We start from the raw sequence: 17,132 nt of genomic DNA on the forward strand, positions 1-17,132 counted from the left end.
CGCCATTTCCGCATCCAGTTAGCTTACTCGTAAAATCCTCATTTTAATATTCTGATAGTTTAGCTTAGTGAAAAGTCCAACATGACAATCATCTCTATTGTATAGATAAGTGAATAGATGCTGGTTAAACACTGAATGAAAAGAACAGTACTTGAGTTCTGTATTTTGTGCTTTTGACTTCTAACAGGTAATGTTGATTGTCGATGCTATATCCATCCGACTGAGTCCTGCATCTTTAGGTAGGATAGGTAGGTAGAAACAGCTCGCAATAAAAAAGACGGTTAAAGAGTGATTCTTTACCGTCTTTATTCAACTCGTAGTTTAAGTGAATCACCAATTTGAAGCCGTTAGTGATGAGAAATGATTGAATCTCTTTTAATCAACTTAGGTTCAAATACATTTTTAACCTCGAGCTCAGGTTTCTTAAAGGTATTTTTCAATATCCACCTAGCCGCCATCTGTCCCATCTGTTTCACTGGGTAATCAATAGTCGATAACTTAGGGTAAATATATTGCGCTAAAATAATGTTATCAAAGCCAATAATGGATAACTCAGCAGGTATTGCTACCTTTTTTTCTCTGGCTAAATTCATCGCCCCAGCAGCCATTTCATCGTTAGCACAGACTAAAGCGCTAAAGGGGAAATCGTTCTCTAATAAATACGCTAATCCGTCGCTCCCGCCTCCTTCCTGGTAGTCACCTTCATAAGTTAACTTTGGGTTATAGGTGATATTGAACTCTTTCAAGGCTCTTTGATGGCCTTGTAGACGATCGCAGGCATCCATTTTCCAGTTGGGACCCGATATATAAGCTATCTCTCGATGGCCTTGCTCAATCATCGCTTTGGCAGCAATATAGCCGCCAAGCTCATTATTGAGACTAATGCAGTTATTAGCGATGGACGGAATAAAGCGGTTAATGAGTACTATAGGCACCTCTTTTTTGACAAGATCGATAAGATAATCGTCAGACACAGCTTCCACATGGAGGATCAGTGCGTCACAGCGACGGCTGATAAGAAACTCAATACCCTCTTTCTCTAACGCTTCTTCACTATGACCCGCCGCAATGATGGCGTGTTTTTGCGCCACTCTAAGTTCCGCTTCAATACCGCTAAGCATTGAACCATAGAAGGGACCGTGCAGTTCGGAGACCAAGATCCCAACGCTATTTGAACGATTGGAAGCCAATGACTGTGCAATGGCATTAGGTCGGTAGCCTAATTGATCCATTGCATCTTGCACTTTTTTCAGTGTCTTCTCACTCACTTTGGCATTCTTGTTCATCACTCTCGATACCGTCGCGAGTGAGACTCCAGCCAGTACTGACACATCGTAAATCGTTGCCATATATTCCCTTTAAAACGCCTATCTACTTATATATCTAAACTGATATTACGTGTTTGCAGCATGTAATTCACTTTGAATTTGCTCAACTTTCCTATCATCCAAGATATACCACTTCATTACGGCGGCTACAATTAAACTGCCTATGGCTGGATATAGTGTGAATGACAATAAAATCCCTGATTTTGTTGCTTCACTTTGTTCAACATCGGCTTGGTAGCCGTAATAGGCTAATGCCCATCCTGCCAGTGCGCCACCGAGCGCGACGCCCAATTTTATGAAGAATATGATAGTCGAATAAACCATGCCTGTTATGCGAACTCCGGTTTTCCATTGGCCGTAATCTATCGCATCCGCCATTTTTGCCCATAGTAAAGGGGTCGCCATATCAAGGAAAAACTTCCATAAGAAGAACGCGATAAAGGCTAAAGTAACCTGTTCTGCAGTAATAAAGTAGCTTAGCACACAGATGATAGCAGCAATGATCTGCAAACCAATATAAGCCTTGATCTTACACATCTTTTTAGCTAGAACCTGTGCAAGCGCGCAGCCAAGCATGCTGCCGATCATGCCAGTTGTCATAAAGGCAGTAATTAAATCTTCTCTAAGTAGGAAGTATTTAACGTAGTAAACGGCGAGAGTGAACTTCAGCACTTGCCCAGTTAACAGAAAAATCCCAGCGATACAAAGAATACGAGCCTGATCGTTTTCCCACAGGAGCTTTACGCCAACCCAGAAATTAGTCTTCTGCTGCGCAGGTGTTGAGATCCGCTCTTTTGTGCCCAAAAAGCACAAAATAAACAGCACGACCCCAAAAATACTCATGGCAGTCATTGTCAGTTGATAGCCCTTAGCGGTATCACCATTACCAAACCATTCAACTAAAGGTAGAGTGCAAGACGCGACAATAACCCCGCCAAGCATTGCAAAAACAAACCGATAAGATTGCACTGACACGCGCTCTGAAGGCTTAGCGGTTAGTACGCCACCTAAAGCGCAATAGGGAATATTAATTGCGGTATAGATCATCATTAATAGCGTATAAGTGACAAATGCAAAAATAAGCTTATTGGAATCACTCAAATCCGGTGTTGTAAAAGCCAACACGCTGATGATGCCGAAAGGCAATGCTAGCCAGAGTAAGTAAGGACGAAACTGACCCCAACGGGTGCGTGTTCTATCGGCGAGTGAGCCCATTAATGGATCTGTTATGGCGTCAAACACGCGCACAACTAAAAACAGTGTGCCCACTGCCGCAGGCGATAAGCCCACTACATCGGTATAGAAGATAAGGAGAAACATCATTACAGTTTGAAAAATGATGTTACTGGCGGTATCCCCTAGACCATAGGCAATTTTCTCTTTTACTTTAAGCATGTTAGCCTCATTGTTTTTATTCTTATTTTGTTGCAGCTTAACTTAAATTGCTGTGCGTTGAGTAAATGTGGCAAGCAAGTTAGAGAACATAAGCTTTCTGACACTTGTTTTAAAGCTTGTTATGACCGTTTCGAGATAAATTCCCGATAAGCTTTACCACTATTTTTAAGCGTACGCTGCTGAGTTTGGTAGTCGACATAAATAATGCCGAAGCGCTTTAAGTATCCTTCTGCCCACTCAAAGTTATCCATTAAGCTCCAAGCGAAATAGCCCTTAACGTTAACGCCCGCTTCAATGGCATCGTTTACGGCATTTAGATGTTGGTGGTAATACTGGATGCGGCCTTCATCATTAACCGCAGCGTTAACCATTTTGTCGTCCATGGCTGCGCCGTTCTCGGTAATGTAAAGAGGTGGTAGCTGATAAATATCATTTAACGACACTAATAACTCAGTTAAGGCTTTAGGATAGATCTCCCAGCCAATATCAGTGTGCGGTACATCTGGCACTTCTATTTGCTTGAATTGATGATAAGTACACGCTTGGTAAACGGCTCGAGTATAGAAATTGACCCCCATGAAATCGAGTGGCTGGGCAATGATCTCCATATCACCGTCGAGAATGTCGGGTCGCTCTATGGCTGGTAGAGTTTCAATGACATCTGGATAGCATTTATCAAATAGCGGCTTTATATACCACTGATTAAAATGAGCATCGGCAATGCTACTAGCATTCCTGTCCGCCGTTGAGTCACTGGCTGGGTAGCAAGGAGTGAAGTTGAGCACAATACCGTTTAACGCATCAGGGCAATTTTTTTGCAATACTTGCATGGCTAAACCGTGAGCTAATAGCAGGTGATGCGCCGCTTTTTTACCAAACTCTCGACCCTTAATACCTGGAGCATGAATACCGGCTTCATAACCTAAATAGGCGCTGCAGAAGGGTTCATTTAGTGTGGCGTAAGAGGTAACTCTATTGCCCAGAGCTTTAGATATTAAGTCAGCATAGTCGCGAAACTTATAAGCCGTGTCTCTATTTAGCCAACCGCCTTTATCCTCTAAATGCTGTGGCAAGTCCCAGTGATATAAGGTCACATAGGGCTTGATCCCTTTTGCTATAAGCTTATCGAGTAAACCTATATAGAAGTCTACTCCTTGTTGATTAAGCTCGCCCTCGGCATTGATGACCCGAGGCCAAGAGATGGAAAAACGATAAGCATCAACATTTAGCGAGTCAATAAGATCTACATCTTGTTGCCATAAATTGATGTGGTCACAAGCGACTGAGCCGTCTGAATTGTCACGAATTTTATTAGGTGTTTGACAAAAAGTGTCCCAAATACAGGGAAGGCGAGAGTCAACACCACCCTCAATTTGAAATGAGGCTGTGGCAACTCCAAATATAAAGTCACTCTTTTGCATTATTGAATTAAGAGGGAGAGAAATCTTCATGGTGATGTTAGTCATTCCTAATAGTGATAAAAAATACACAGCGCAATCATCAATATTATTAGCAAGTAGTTTGGTATCTTTTACGCACTAATAGCATGATTGAACCTTCCAAATCATTACCGTAATTCACTGTTAGTCGACATAGAGCAAGATTTCAGGCGACGAAAATTGCATTATCAACAAGTACATTACCAATGAAAGCGCTTACATTAAATGTTAATATTTTCGTTGATCTTGGTTGTGAGTATGTTATAAATGAAAGCGCTTACATCGAGATTAGAGCCTAACTGGAAAAAGGTCAACACATTTATTTAACATAGTTGTGATGGTGTAACGGTGAAGCAGCGATTAACTTTTGAGCCGTGGATAAAGCTTTGCTTTTTTAAGCAGATGAATTTGCGGTGCATTGACTATAAGAAATATGAGATTAATAAGGGGTGGATATGGCTAGCTCGCCAATAGTTTCAGATAACAATAACTTAAAGGCATCAAGTGGAGCTGAAAAGCACACGTTTGCATTAGTGTCGCTAACATCGTTGTTTTTTATGTGGGGATTCATTACCTGCTTAAATGATATTTTGATCCCTCATTTGAAAGCTGTTTTCTCGCTGACTTACACTGAAGCAATGCTGATTCAATTCTGTTTCTTCGGTGCCTATTTTCTGGTCTCTATGCCAGCTGGCCAGTTGGTTAAAAAAATAGGTTATCAACGCGGTATAGTCACCGGGTTAGTGATTGCCAGTATTGGCTGCGCGCTGTTTTATCCGGCGGCTGATCAAGCGGTATATGGTCTGTTTTTGGGGGCATTGTTTGTACTTGCATCGGGTATTACTATTTTACAGGTTGCAGCGAACCCTTATGTGAATGCATTGGGCACAGCTGAAACTGCCTCTAGTCGTTTGAACTTAACCCAAGCATTCAATGCGCTAGGTACAACAGTAGCGCCATATTTTGGTGCGGTGCTCATTCTATCAGTCGCTACTGGTGCTGTTAGCGAGCTAACGCATGCACAATCCGAAGCTGAACAAGTGAAACTCCCTTACTTGATATTGTCGGCCATGCTCGCAATGCTAGCCGTTATTTTTTCACAACTTAAACTACCGGTTATAAAAGCTCATTCAAGCTCTAGTTCAGACACTAATGCAGTTGCATATTTAGGTAAAACTAATGCAATTGAGCATCGTCACCTTGCGCTTGGTGCTTTAGGCATTTTTGTCTATGTCGGCGCAGAGGTGTCTATTGGTAGTTTTCTCGTAAGCTTTTTAGGCGAGGCGCATATCGCGGGTCTACAAGAGGCGGACGCGGCTAAGTACATCACTTATTACTGGGGCGGCGCCATGATAGGGCGTTTTGTCGGCTCGGCTATTATGCAAAAAATTCCAGCAGGAAAAGTGCTGGCCTTTAATGCGACTATGGCTGCCTTGTTAGTGTGCGTGGCGATAGTGAGTTCGGGCCCAGTGGCTATGTTTGCTATTTTGGCTGTCGGACTATTTAACTCAATCATGTTCCCAACGATATTTAGTTTAGCACTGCAAAATCTAGGGCCGCACACCTCTCAAGGCTCTGGCTGGTTATGTCTCGCCATTGTGGGTGGTGCTATTTTACCTCTGGCGCAAGGAGTTTTAGCGGATAGCATCGGTATTCAGCTGGCTTTTTTTCTACCGGTACTGTGCTATGGCTATATTTTGTTCTATGGTCTTAAAGGGAGCCATGTTGAACAGGTTTCTAGCAGGAAGCAGGTGTAATGGAATGTTTGATGATGAAAACTCAGTTAACTATCCATATATGGCCATATAAAGGGAATTAAATAATGATCAACAATAAGTTAAATCAGCAACGAGCTGTATCAATAGCAAATAAACCCACCATTACCTTGCTGACGGCAGCAATGATTATTACGGGTATTACTGCTTGCTCACTCAAGGACTCTAAGCCAGTTGAGCAGCGTGATGCAGCGGTTGTATGGCCAAAGCTGCAACTTGAAATCAAACCCGAAGCAGAGATGGAAAAGACCATTGCCAGAATGGTCAGTGAGATGACATTAGCGCAAAAAGTCGCCCAAATGATCCAACCTGAGATCCGTGACATTACTGTGGAAGATATGCGCACTTATGGCTTTGGCTCCTATCTTAATGGTGGCGGTGCATTTCCTAATGATGATAAGCATGCCACACCTGCTGATTGGATTGCGTTAGCGGAAGCTATGTACCAAGCATCGGTAGATGACGCTATCGATGGTTCAACCATTCCAACGATGTGGGGCACCGATGCGGTTCATGGCCATAATAACGTCATCGGCGCGACACTTTTCCCGCACAATATTGGATTAGGCGCTGCCAACAACCCTCAACTGATTGAACAGATCGCCGCTATTACCGCAAAAGAGGTGATGGTTACTGGTATCGATTGGGTGTTTGCACCGACTGTTGCCGTAGTGCGTGATGATCGATGGGGCCGCACGTATGAGGGCTATTCTGAAGATCCTGAAATTGTTAGCGCCTATGCTGCGTCAATCGTCAAGGGCTTACAAGGTTCAGCCGAGCAAGACTTTTTGGGCGATGAGAGAGTGATATCAACCGTCAAACATTTTTTAGGTGATGGTGGCACAGTTGGTGGTATCGACCAAGGTGATAATATTGCTACAGAACAAGTGCTATTTGATATTCATGCCCAAGGTTATGTTAGTGGATTAACCGCAGGCGCCCAAACTGTGATGGCCTCTTTTAATAGTTGGCACGGTGTTAAGAATCACGGTAATAAGTACCTATTAACCGATGTATTGAAAGATCGGATGGGCTTCGATGGGTTTGTTGTTGGTGATTGGAATGGTCACGGCCAAATTGCGGGTTGCAGTAATGAAAGTTGCCCACAAGCAGTCAATGCTGGGCTAGATGTTTATATGGTACCGACGCCAGTATGGAAACCACTTCTTGAAAACACGATTGCACAGGTTAACAGCGGCGAAATACCAATGTCGCGCATTGATGATGCAGTGACGCGTGTGCTTAGAGTGAAGATGCGAGCTGGCTTGTTTGATAAACCAAGTCCTGCACAGCGAACATTATCGGGTAAAACTGAATTAATCGGCACTAAGGCACATCGCGACGTTGCGAAGCAAGCGGTAAGAGAGTCACTGGTGATGCTAAAGAACAATGGCAATCTATTGCCATTGGCACCAAACCAAGTGGTATTAGTGGCAGGTGATGCGGCGGATAACATTGGTAAACAATCAGGTGGTTGGACGATTACTTGGCAAGGCACCAATAATACCAATGCAGATTTTCCTGGTGGTAGCTCGATATATGATGGTATTCAGTCGCAGGTATCAAAAGCGGGTGGTAAAACGATTCTAAGTCCCACAGGTGATTTTGCGATAAAGCCAGATGTCGCGATTGTCGTTTTTGGTGAGGAGCCCTATGCCGAAGGTAATGGAGATATTGATAACTTGGAGTATCAACGCGGTAATAAACGAGATCTGGCGCTGCTGCAAAAGTTGCAGGCGCAAGGCATACCTGTGGTGGCTATTTTTATCAGCGGCAGGCCAATGTGGCTAAATGCAGAGTTAAATGCAGCCGATGCCTTTGTCGCGGCTTGGTTACCAGGCAGTGAGGGTGCTGGTGTTGCTGAAGTGTTGTTTAGCCATGCCGATGCTGAGATGCAGTTTGATATGAGCGGTAAGTTGTCATTTTCTTGGCCAAGCAGTCCGACACAAACGGCAGTAAATCGCTTTGATGATGATTATCAACCGCTTTTCCCCTACGGTTTTGGCTTGAGTTACGCTGATGAAACGGTACTTGAAGTCTTGAGCGAAGTGGCTGCTGTTAGCAATGATAAATCACAATCCGTCGCCATTTTTACCCGTTCAGTGCAGGCGCCTTGGGTTATGTCGATCGGTAGTGACAACGAGCAACTGCCTGTGACGAGTAGTGTTTTACAGGCTGAGACCGTGTATTTACGCACGGTTGATAAAGTCGTTCAGGAAGATGCAAGGCGAGTCGAATTTAATGGTGTAGGTGCGGGTTATATTAATTTCAGAAGTAATTTCCCAAGAGACTTGAGAGCAGTCGTTGAGTCTAACGCTGTCCTCTCTTTTGCCCTAAAAGTGGATAGTGATATTAGTGATGATGTTTATGTTGCGATGGGTTGTGATACTGATTGTGGCAAGCCATTAAATATTACTGACGCAATATCACTTTTACCAACAGACGAGTGGCAAACTGTCAGTATTGAGCTGAAATGTTTCAGTGATACTGGGGTCGATTTTGCAAAAATTAACTCGCCATTCTCACTGTCTACAAAGGGTAAGTTAATCGTTAGCATCGCCGATATAGAAATGAAACCGCTTGAAGATAATGAGCATGCAACGATTCAATGCCTGTAGTGTACGCTTTGTTAGATGTCAGTCACCGTAGTGGCTGACATCTAACGAGCTAACAAAGTTATCTGTGAACTTAAAATCTGGAAAGTTCACCTTGTTGCTAGGCAAGAGCAATACACTGGGGCCGCTAATAAGGATGATCACATCGATGACACATCTGCGACTAAAAGCGATACCTCAGCGCGCCTGAACAAATTGAAATGTGTATTCACGGCAGATTACATTACGCTCGAAAATGGCCTAATAATGTCCAGCCTGATGCAGTAAAGGTTCAAGGTAAACGCCGTGAACGTTAATGAATAAATGATGCTTCAATCGCGGCGCTCATTGCTGTTTGGGTTGAATACGAATGCAGCACTGCGCTAACACTTTTTTTGTTTATGAGAGTAGCTTAGTATCTTTTAGACCTAGATTGAGTAATTGGTTATTAAATTTTGTTTTGGGTCGGTGGCATAATGGCAATCTGGGCATATTAAGCATAAGAGAGAGAACACCTTGAGTCAGATTGATACACCAGCATCAATAGAACAGCGCTGCAGTAATAGTGAGGCTTTTAACCCCGTTTGGTTGGAGTCGATAGTCGATATTGCTGTCGCTGCAGGTGATGCGATTATGACCATTTATGCGACAGATGACTTTGCTATTGATATCAAAACGGATGATAGTCCGGTCACAGCAGCAGATGTTGCCAGCCATAACGTTATTGTTGCGGCATTAGCTAAGTTAACGCCAAGTATCCCTGTGATGTCGGAAGAGTCGACGACAATAGCCTGGGATGAAAGAAAACAATGGCAATCGTACTGGTTGATAGATCCCCTTGATGGCACCAAAGAGTTTATCAAGCGCAATGGTGAGTTTACCGTTAACATTGCCTTCATTCATCAAGGAAGAGCGATAGCCGGTGTAGTTTATGCTCCTGTTTTAGATAAATGTTATTTTGGTAGCCATGATGCAGGGGCTTGGTTGAAACAAAAGGGCACACAACGGCCGCTGGATAAAATTGTAGCTGACAAGCAAGCGGTGCCAAGAGTGGTTGGCAGCCGTTCTCATATTAGCCCTGGGTTACAGACCTATTTAGAGGCGCTTGGTGAACATGAAATGAAGAGTGTAGGGAGTTCACTCAAATTCTGTTTATTGGCCGAAGGTGAAGCTGATATTTATCCTCGACTGGGTCTAACAAGCGAGTGGGATACGGCTGCTGCGCAAGCCGTATTAGAAAGTGCGGGTGGCAAAGTGTTGCAATATGGCAGTGAAGTCGCATTAGATTACAATCAGAAGTCTGATATTTTGAATCCATACTTTATTGCTTATGCGCCTCACAGGGTTTAACTTCGAGCATTTTAAAATAACTATTAAACATTACATTCAATAAGATAGAGTTTGATTGGCTTTGTGTTTTGATGGAAGCATACATTAATGCATGTAGTCATAATATTATAATTAGAATAACGAACACTACAATTATGGGAGAGGGTTAAATGTTACGGATTGGCATCGATCTAGGTGGGACAAAAATAGAGTTGGTTGCGCTGAGTGGCGAAGGTAAAGAGCTTTTTCGTAAACGTGTACCCACTCCAAAAGAGTATCTGGCGACCTTAGATGCGATAGAGGCGTTAGTGAATGAAGCGGAGTCCCAGCTTTGCGAGAAAGGCACTATTGGCGTGGGGATCCCAGGTGTGGTATCGCCTTATTCTGGCTTGGTAAAAAATGCCAATTCAACTTGGATAAATGGTCATCCGCTGGATATTGATTTAGGTAAACGTCTCGACCGAGAGGTGCGAGTCGCTAATGATGCAAACTGCTTTGCAGTGTCTGAAGCGGTTGATGGCGCAGCTGCAGGTAAAGGCGTTGTTTTTGGCGTTATTATTGGTACTGGTTGTGGAGCCGGAGTGGCTATCAACGGCAGAGTACATGGTGGCGGTAATGGTATCGGTGGCGAGTGGGGACATAACCCTCTGCCATGGATGAATGCCGATGAGTTTAATTCAACAAGTTGTTTTTGTGGTAATCAAAACTGTATTGAAACTTTTATCTCTGGCACTGGTTTTGTACGTGACTATAAGCAAGCGGGTGGCAATGGGGTGAGCGGAATTGAAATCGCCGCAAGAGTGGAGACCGGTGAACTGCTTGCTAAAGAGGCGTTTGATCGGTACATCGATAGACTAGCGCGTTCACTTGCGCACGTTATTAATATCTTAGATCCCGATGTCATCGTGCTCGGTGGTGGTGTCTCTAATATTGAGGCTATTTATCCATTATTGCCAAATATCTTACCTAAGTATGTACTCGGTGGTGAATGCCGTACCCCAGTGGTACAAAATATGTATGGTGGTTCATCTGGCGTTCGCGGCGCCGCTTGGCTATGGAGCAAGAACGAAAACTAGGGACTATTATTCTCTAGTGATAATTTAGCGATATAAAATATGCTTATTAAGCCATATAATCTTTTGTCATTATATGGCTTTTTTATATCTGGAAAGCAGACTGTATTTTACTGCTTAATCCTCTTATTAGGGTTAGTGATTGAGAGCAATCGTTAAGCTTAGCAGGGAAGAAACATGCTAAGCTTACTGTTCTACCCATCTTTTTTTCTGGTTCTTATTTGATGTTTTGGTTAAAAAAGATTGTTTCCCAGCTATTTATGCCAGTCCCGTTAGCGATCATCCTCATTGTGCTGGCCTACCTTGTTGTTCGTAATCGAAAGCTAGCGAGAGGTCTCCTAGCCATCACCGCTGGCATGCTTATCGTCTTGTGCAGTGGTCTCGGCAGTAATGCGCTATTGGCGCCGTTAGAAGACAAGTATTCCGTGAACAATAGGCCTATGGGAAAAAGCTGCTTAGTGATGGTGTTAGGTAGTGGTCATGATGAGGCTGAGAACCAATCTGCGGTGCAGCAGCTATCCAGTACGGCTTTGGCACGTTTAAGTGAAGGTATAAGGCAATTGTCATTAGGTGACGGCTGCAAATTAGTGGTCAGCGGTTGGAGCGGTGGAATGAACCAACGTGCACATGCCGATGTCATGTTTGATGCTGCGGTTGAACTCGGCGTAAATCCAAATTCGATTATCAAGTTCCCGCTTGCTAAAGACACCATTGAGGAAGCACAATATATGCAATGGGAGGTGATGGATGCACCCTTTAGGCTGGTGACTTCTGCGAGTCATATGCCGCGTTCCATGGCGATATTTGAGAATGCTGGGCTCAATGTTACTGCAGCACCAACAGATTTCGCCCAAAGAAAAACCTACTGGTGGTATTTTGATGCGCAAAGTCTGTTATCGTCACAGCGCGCTATCCACGAATACCTTGGATTGGCTTGGTTTAAACTAAAGCATGCAAATTGAGTCATGATTTAAGTACTTCGTATTAGAGCCTGAACCTATTAATTAACCAACATATAGTAGACACCACCTTGGAACAATTGCATATAGATCCTCTCCTGATTAAACCTACCAACAAACGCAATGGATTTACCCTTACTTTTGCAGGGATCACGGGGATTATTACGGGAATAGCTCTCTTCATCAATGGCAGTCACCTCTTTGCGCCTGGGATTGTTTGTTTTGGTTTTGGTGCTATTTCAGCGGTACTTGGTATTTCCAAATTACTTGAGCCGGAAGTGACAATAATGATTGATACTGACGGGATCCGCTATTTTCATCGGCGTGGTGAAGTTAAAATAGCATGGGGAAATATCCAAAGATTTGATCAACCCAAAGTGATTCAAGGTGTTGAGACACTCACTTTGCCCTATATCGGGATAAAATTGAGAGCCATTGGCCCAATCTTAGAGTGCATCTCATTGCGCTTAGCAACGGGGATGCTAACCGAGCAAAGACCGCTTTTAATAACAGCTTCGGCGCAAGATGAAGATCTATCGACTTTGGAAAACCAAATGAGTGAAGAGTTTACCCCTTTTATAGAGGACGATAGTCGCTATAAAGGCGTATTGGCGATGTTTGGTCATCGATGCCGCATATTAGGCAGCCATTTAGGTTTTCATCTGTATATTGCTACAGATGCATTAGATAGACCTGCTGATGAGTTTATTGCACTCATGCGTGAGTATCATAGATTGGCACTGTTACTAGAGAGCTAATTAGAACTAAGTTTATAAAAATTCGACTGTTTTATAAACTTAGTTCTTTAACGTATTATTATCCTGCTGATAATTGCGCTTCTTCTATCTGTTCGGGTTTAGCTGAGCCGTGCTTGTCTGTTGAAGATGCGGGTAGGAAGGCGATATCATCACGTACGCGCATTCCAATAAATTGACCGCCTTCAAAAATCTCCATCGATTGACAAGTCACTTCCCCATCAACAACACCAGTACTGCTTATGTTGAGTTTATTGCAGATTAATTTACCGCGAAATGTACCAGAGACACGCAGCTCTTGGCAGTTTAATACACCATCGATAAGGCCATCTTGCTCAATGGTAATGTTACTTGTGGATTGGATATCGCCAAAAATCTCACCAGAGACAAGTGCCTCGGCGCTGAATTCACTCTCTCCAGTTAGCTTTGTTCCTTGGGCGATAAAAGTGAGCCCACCGCTTCTTTTTCTGTTAAACATAAATGCGTCGCTGTTAGTCAAGGTAGCTTGATGTTACCTTGAAAAAAAACAATAAAAAACCACTTATATTTGGCGCTTGCTGTCATTATTTTGGCTCAACAGTGCAGGATGTAGCGGGGCTTTTGGCTGGATAGGCTTAGAAAGTGGATGAGCAGAAATGTTAATCTGAAAAATATTTATGTTAATCAGTGTTTAATCAGAGATTAATTAATATTGCATTCGATGGGCAAGGGGAAACACATGCGCCGCAGCCCGTACAAGCATCAACATCAATGTGTGGTTGAGGCGCTTTGCCTATTGCCATAGTAAAGCTGATCGCACTTTCATCGCAGGCATCCTTACAGCTTTGACACCATATACCTTGGTAGGCCATACAGTTGTCCCGTATGGCGGCGGTTACCGTCCAAGGAGCCTCGGTTGTTGCGGTAAACAGAGGTTCAGGGCAAGCATCAACGCACTGCTGACAGAAAGTACATTCATCGATGTTAAAATCGACTTCAGGGAAACCACCGTCGCCTTTGATGATGATGTTGGTTTCACAGGCCTGAACACACTTATTACAGCGAGTGCACTCATCGGTAAACTCTATGTCTTTTTTTACCCAAGGAAGATGAACAGCATCGCTTTTTTTACGGCTAAAAAGACGACGTCGACTTCGATTGATACTGCTCATCAGTTGTACTCTCGGTTATGTAAATTACGGTTCAAACTAGCCTAAGGTATTACTCGTTCTAGCTACTGTAACCATTAGGGTTACTTGCCTGCCAATGCCAACTACTTTGTGCCATATCATCAATATTATGTGTCGCTTGCCACTTTAGCTCTGTTTGCGCTTTTTCTGGATTAGCATAACAAGCGGCAATATCGCCAGGACGTCTTGCCACCAATTGGTATTTTATAGTGGTGTTACTCGCTTTTTCAAACGCTTTAACCATCTCTAACACACTATAGCCCTGACCTGTACCAAGGTTATAAGTCACTAAACCTGGCTTGGTGCGGAGTTTATCAAGTGCTCTTAAATGGCCAATGGCTAAATCAACAACGTGGATATAATCGCGTACTCCGGTGCCATCAACAGTATCGTAATCATTACCGAACACACTCAATTGCGCTCGTTTACCGACTGCGACCTGGGTAATGAACGGCATAAGGTTATTGGGTATATCATTTGGGTCTTCACCAATCAGGCCACTATGGTGTGCACCAACGGGGTTGAAGTACCTAAGACGAGCAATATTCCAGCTCGGATCGGAATGATGTAAGTCTGCCAGTACATTTTCAACCATTAACTTAGATTGCCCATATGGGTTTGTTGCGCCCGTTGGGAAGTCTTCAGTAATGGGTAGCGATGCAGGATCGCCATAAACCGTTGCTGAAGAGCTGAACACTAAGTTTCTAACGTTAAATTCATCCATCACTTGGCACAATATAATGGTGCCAGTGACGTTGTTTTCATAGTAACGAAGCGGTTGCTCTACTGACTCGCCCACTGCTTTAAGGCCAGCAAAATGGATAACAGACTCAATATCATGGTCGGTAAACAGCTTTTGCAGAAAAGGTTTATTGAGAATATCACCTTGATAAAAGGTCACAGACTTGCCTGTGATTTTCTCGACACGCTCTAATGCAGTAACGCTCGAGTTACTTAGATTATCGAGGATCACGACATCACTGCCACTATTTAGCAGTTCAACCACCGTATGAGTACCGATGTAGCCTGCGCCGCCTGTTACCAAAATTGTCATTTTAATACCCTTTATTACTATGCTTTTTCATTCATTAAAGATTTTTTGCGATGTCTTTTATATATTTGGCAAACTCTGGACCAATATCTTTATGGCGCAAAGCATGCTCTACATTGGCTTGCATATAGCCCAGCTTGTTACCGCAATCGTGACTTTTACCCTGCATGTAATAGGCATTAACCGTTTGATTTTCCATTAGCATGGCAATCGCATCGGTTAATTGGATCTCATCGCCTGCACCGGCTGGTGTCTTGGCTAAATAGGCCCAAATCTCTGCTGGAAGCACATAACGTCCAACCACACCTAAATTAGACGGGGCATCATCAACGTCTGGTTTTTCAACTAACTGGGTAAGCGGTAGTGATTGACCTGGCTTTAGCTCTTGGCCGCCAATATCGGCTATGCCGTATTGATCGACTTGATCGTGAGGCACGCCTTCTACCATTATCTGACCTACTTCAGTTTCGTCATATAACGCTACCATTTGCGCTAAATTGTCTTTAGCTAAATTACTGCTGGCATCATCGACAATAACATCAGGCAGTAATACCGCAAAAGGCGCATCACCAACAATCGTCTTCGCACAAAGAATGGCATGACCTAACCCCTTTGCTTGGGCCTGGCGCACACTTATGATGGTCACGTCTGTTGGACAAATGGATTGCACCTCTGCCAGTAACTGTCTTTTTACTCGACGCTCAAGATGCGCTTCAAGCTCAAAACTGGTGTCGAAATGGTTTTCAACTGAATTCTTACTGGCATGAGTTACTAGTACAATCTCTTTAATACCGGCTGCAATCGCTTCTTTGACAACATACTGGATAAGGGGTTTATCCATAACGGGCAGCATCTCTTTAGGCATCGCTTTTGTTGCTGGTAACATCCTTGTACCAAGACCTGCGACCGGGATCACTGCTTTTAGAATCTTATGTTGTTTCATTGTATTCCTACTTTTCCTATCAATGGATTAGCGCTTCATTACTATTCTATACTGAATCTTTATCATGTGTGCTGTGATTTTGCTGAAGCCAATTGATATTTATTGTATTTGATGTTTGTAAGGCGATATTTTGCCCGTATGTTGTTTAGAATGCACTCAATAGCTTTGACGTTTTTTTGTTTAGTTGTTTACACAATTGGAGGTGAAAACTCGATTCGATGCTTTTTAATCCTTTATGTTTTTGGGTTATCTCGATAGAGACTAAGATGGGTGTAAATATTTGAATACATCAAGTTGACTGTTAATAAAGGATTAATTGATGTAGCTAAGACGCATGTAATATATTCGTTACGCTATGCGACGTGGAACGAGTAAAGAATAAACTGTGATCTAGTTAACAAAAAGCTGAGTTTGGTTAACTATGGTGATAGGAAATAGTCACTAGCGTTTTTATCACCATGAGCAAACCCACGAAGTATATCGCTCGCTTGCCAGATGCAAGTGGCCATATTAATTACCCGCAAGATGAACATGACATCTGGCAGGAGCTTTATTCAAGACAGCTTGCTAATTTACCCGGCCGAGCATGCCAAGCTTACTTAGATGGACTAGAGCGATTGGATCTGGCAAGCGATAGGATCCCACAGTTAAGTGAGATTGACACTGTGCTACAAGAAACAACAGGGTGGAAAACCAGCGCAGTGCCAGCGTTGATTTCCTTTGGAAAGTTTTTTGAGTTATTGGCTAATAAATCATTCCCGGTGGCGACCTTTATTCGCAGTCGTGAAGAGCTTGATTATTTGCAGGAGCCAGATATTTTCCATGAGGTCTTCGGGCATTGTCCACTACTGACCAATCCATCTTTTGCTCACTTCTCACATCTTTATGGTCAATTGGGCTTAGCTGCAAGCAAGGAGGAACGTGTTTATTTGGCGCGCCTTTATTGGTTTACCGTTGAGTTCGGCATCATACGTGCTGAAAATAACAACCTGAGTATTTATGGTGGCGGTATTATTAGTTCGCCAGGCGAAACACTGTTTGTGATGGGTAATGAGCCCGAAATCAGGGAGTTCAATCTGGTTGATGTCATGCGTACTCCTTATCGTATTGATATTATGCAGCCAATCTATTACGCAATAAACAGTATCGATGAGCTCGATAGCATCGCTGAAATGGATATTATGGGCGCAGTAAAAAAAGCACAGCAGCTGGGGTTATTTGCAGCAACTTATCCTGCTAAAGCGGGTTAAATATGATTAGAAAGAACCTTGGTTTGAAGTGAACATTGAAACCGAAGGATGAGTTTCAGAATGATGATAGAA

At 43.2% G+C, this 17,132-nt stretch carries 14 protein-coding genes; 7 read left to right on the forward strand and 7 right to left on the reverse strand.

Features of this window, described 5'->3' with window-relative positions; all coding sequences use genetic code 11:
- Positions 1-347 precede the first annotated feature (347 nt).
- From JK628_RS08480 to JK628_RS08490, 3 genes are all read right to left on the reverse strand, one after another.
- Positions 348-1,349 carry a LacI family DNA-binding transcriptional regulator gene (locus JK628_RS08480; RefSeq protein WP_202289072.1) on the reverse strand — a complete coding sequence of 334 codons (1,002 nt, stop codon included), beginning with the start codon at positions 1,347-1,349 and terminating at the stop codon, positions 348-350.
- 45 nt (positions 1,350-1,394) lie between these two features.
- On the reverse strand, positions 1,395-2,723 hold the full coding sequence (locus JK628_RS08485) for a glycoside-pentoside-hexuronide (GPH):cation symporter (protein WP_202289073.1): 1,329 nt from the start codon (positions 2,721-2,723) through the stop codon (positions 1,395-1,397).
- Between the two features lie 119 nt (positions 2,724-2,842).
- The gene (locus tag JK628_RS08490) at positions 2,843-4,174 is read right to left on the reverse strand and encodes a GH1 family beta-glucosidase (RefSeq protein WP_202289074.1); all 1,332 of its coding nucleotides are present in this window, start codon (positions 4,172-4,174) and stop codon (positions 2,843-2,845) included.
- Positions 4,175-4,617: 443 nt separating this feature from the next.
- Between JK628_RS08490 and JK628_RS08495 the strand changes: the two genes are divergently transcribed.
- From JK628_RS08495 to JK628_RS08520, 6 genes are all read left to right on the forward strand, one after another.
- Positions 4,618-5,919: a sugar MFS transporter gene (locus JK628_RS08495; protein WP_202289075.1), complete on the forward strand. Its 1,302-nt coding sequence runs from the start codon at positions 4,618-4,620 to the stop codon at positions 5,917-5,919.
- A 65-nt stretch (positions 5,920-5,984) separates the two neighbouring features.
- The gene (locus JK628_RS08500; RefSeq protein ID WP_272931651.1) at positions 5,985-8,555 is read left to right on the forward strand and encodes a glycoside hydrolase family 3 protein; all 2,571 of its coding nucleotides are present in this window, start codon (positions 5,985-5,987) and stop codon (positions 8,553-8,555) included.
- Between the two features lie 519 nt (positions 8,556-9,074).
- Entirely contained in the window at positions 9,075-9,881 is an 807-nt protein-coding gene (gene cysQ, locus JK628_RS08505) for a 3'(2'),5'-bisphosphate nucleotidase CysQ (protein ID WP_202289759.1), read from the forward strand.
- A 149-nt stretch (positions 9,882-10,030) separates the two neighbouring features.
- The gene (gene mak / locus JK628_RS08510) at positions 10,031-10,936 is read left to right on the forward strand and encodes a fructokinase (protein ID WP_202289076.1); all 906 of its coding nucleotides are present in this window, start codon (positions 10,031-10,033) and stop codon (positions 10,934-10,936) included.
- A gap of 221 nt (positions 10,937-11,157) precedes the next feature.
- Positions 11,158-11,895 (forward strand): YdcF family protein, encoded by a 738-nt coding sequence (locus JK628_RS08515; RefSeq protein ID WP_202289077.1) that lies wholly within the window; start codon positions 11,158-11,160, stop codon positions 11,893-11,895.
- 77 nt (positions 11,896-11,972) lie between these two features.
- Positions 11,973-12,650 (forward strand): DUF2982 domain-containing protein, encoded by a 678-nt coding sequence (locus tag JK628_RS08520; protein WP_202289760.1) that lies wholly within the window; start codon positions 11,973-11,975, stop codon positions 12,648-12,650.
- Positions 12,651-12,708: 58 nt separating this feature from the next.
- Here JK628_RS08520 and JK628_RS08525 read toward each other — a convergent pair whose 3' ends face one another.
- The 4 genes from JK628_RS08525 to galU form a co-directional block, all read right to left on the reverse strand.
- On the reverse strand, positions 12,709-13,125 hold the full coding sequence (locus tag JK628_RS08525) for a bactofilin family protein (RefSeq protein ID WP_202289078.1): 417 nt from the start codon (positions 13,123-13,125) through the stop codon (positions 12,709-12,711).
- Between the two features lie 196 nt (positions 13,126-13,321).
- A complete protein-coding gene (napF, locus tag JK628_RS08530; RefSeq protein WP_202289079.1) occupies positions 13,322-13,798 on the reverse strand; it encodes a ferredoxin-type protein NapF in 477 nt (158 codons plus the stop codon).
- 58 nt (positions 13,799-13,856) lie between these two features.
- A complete protein-coding gene (gene galE, locus JK628_RS08535) occupies positions 13,857-14,870 on the reverse strand; it encodes a UDP-glucose 4-epimerase GalE (protein WP_202289080.1) in 1,014 nt (337 codons plus the stop codon).
- 34 nt (positions 14,871-14,904) lie between these two features.
- On the reverse strand, positions 14,905-15,810 hold the full coding sequence (gene galU, locus JK628_RS08540; protein WP_202289081.1) for a UTP--glucose-1-phosphate uridylyltransferase GalU: 906 nt from the start codon (positions 15,808-15,810) through the stop codon (positions 14,905-14,907).
- 458 nt (positions 15,811-16,268) lie between these two features.
- On the opposite strand from galU, the gene phhA reads away from it, so the two are divergent.
- Positions 16,269-17,060 (forward strand): phenylalanine 4-monooxygenase, encoded by a 792-nt coding sequence (gene phhA / locus JK628_RS08545; protein ID WP_202289082.1) that lies wholly within the window; start codon positions 16,269-16,271, stop codon positions 17,058-17,060.
- Positions 17,061-17,132: the final 72 nt, after the last annotated feature.

This window comes from Shewanella sp. KX20019 (genome assembly GCF_016757755.1).
Classification (GTDB): domain Bacteria; phylum Pseudomonadota; class Gammaproteobacteria; order Enterobacterales; family Shewanellaceae; genus Shewanella.

Excerpts from the sequence above, each read along its gene's own strand:
- mak (WP_202289076.1), top strand. The coding sequence starts at position 10,031 with ATGTTACGGATTGGCATCGATCTAGGTGGGACAAAAATAGAGTTGGTT.
- JK628_RS08490 (WP_202289074.1), bottom strand. The coding sequence starts at position 4,174 with ATGAAGATTTCTCTCCCTCTTAATTCAATAATGCAAAAGAGTGACTTT.
- JK628_RS08495 (WP_202289075.1), top strand. The coding sequence starts at position 4,618 with ATGGCTAGCTCGCCAATAGTTTCAGATAACAATAACTTAAAGGCATCA.
- JK628_RS08500 (WP_272931651.1), top strand. The coding sequence starts at position 5,985 with ATGATCAACAATAAGTTAAATCAGCAACGAGCTGTATCAATAGCAAAT.
- napF (WP_202289079.1), bottom strand. The coding sequence starts at position 13,798 with ATGAGCAGTATCAATCGAAGTCGACGTCGTCTTTTTAGCCGTAAAAAA.
- JK628_RS08485 (WP_202289073.1), bottom strand. The coding sequence starts at position 2,723 with ATGCTTAAAGTAAAAGAGAAAATTGCCTATGGTCTAGGGGATACCGCC.
- JK628_RS08525 (WP_202289078.1), bottom strand. The coding sequence starts at position 13,125 with ATGTTTAACAGAAAAAGAAGCGGTGGGCTCACTTTTATCGCCCAAGGA.
- phhA (WP_202289082.1), top strand. The coding sequence starts at position 16,269 with ATGAGCAAACCCACGAAGTATATCGCTCGCTTGCCAGATGCAAGTGGC.
- galE (WP_202289080.1), bottom strand. The coding sequence starts at position 14,870 with ATGACAATTTTGGTAACAGGCGGCGCAGGCTACATCGGTACTCATACG.
- galU (WP_202289081.1), bottom strand. The coding sequence starts at position 15,810 with ATGAAACAACATAAGATTCTAAAAGCAGTGATCCCGGTCGCAGGTCTT.
- JK628_RS08515 (WP_202289077.1), top strand. The coding sequence starts at position 11,158 with ATGTTTTGGTTAAAAAAGATTGTTTCCCAGCTATTTATGCCAGTCCCG.
- JK628_RS08480 (WP_202289072.1), bottom strand. The coding sequence starts at position 1,349 with ATGGCAACGATTTACGATGTGTCAGTACTGGCTGGAGTCTCACTCGCG.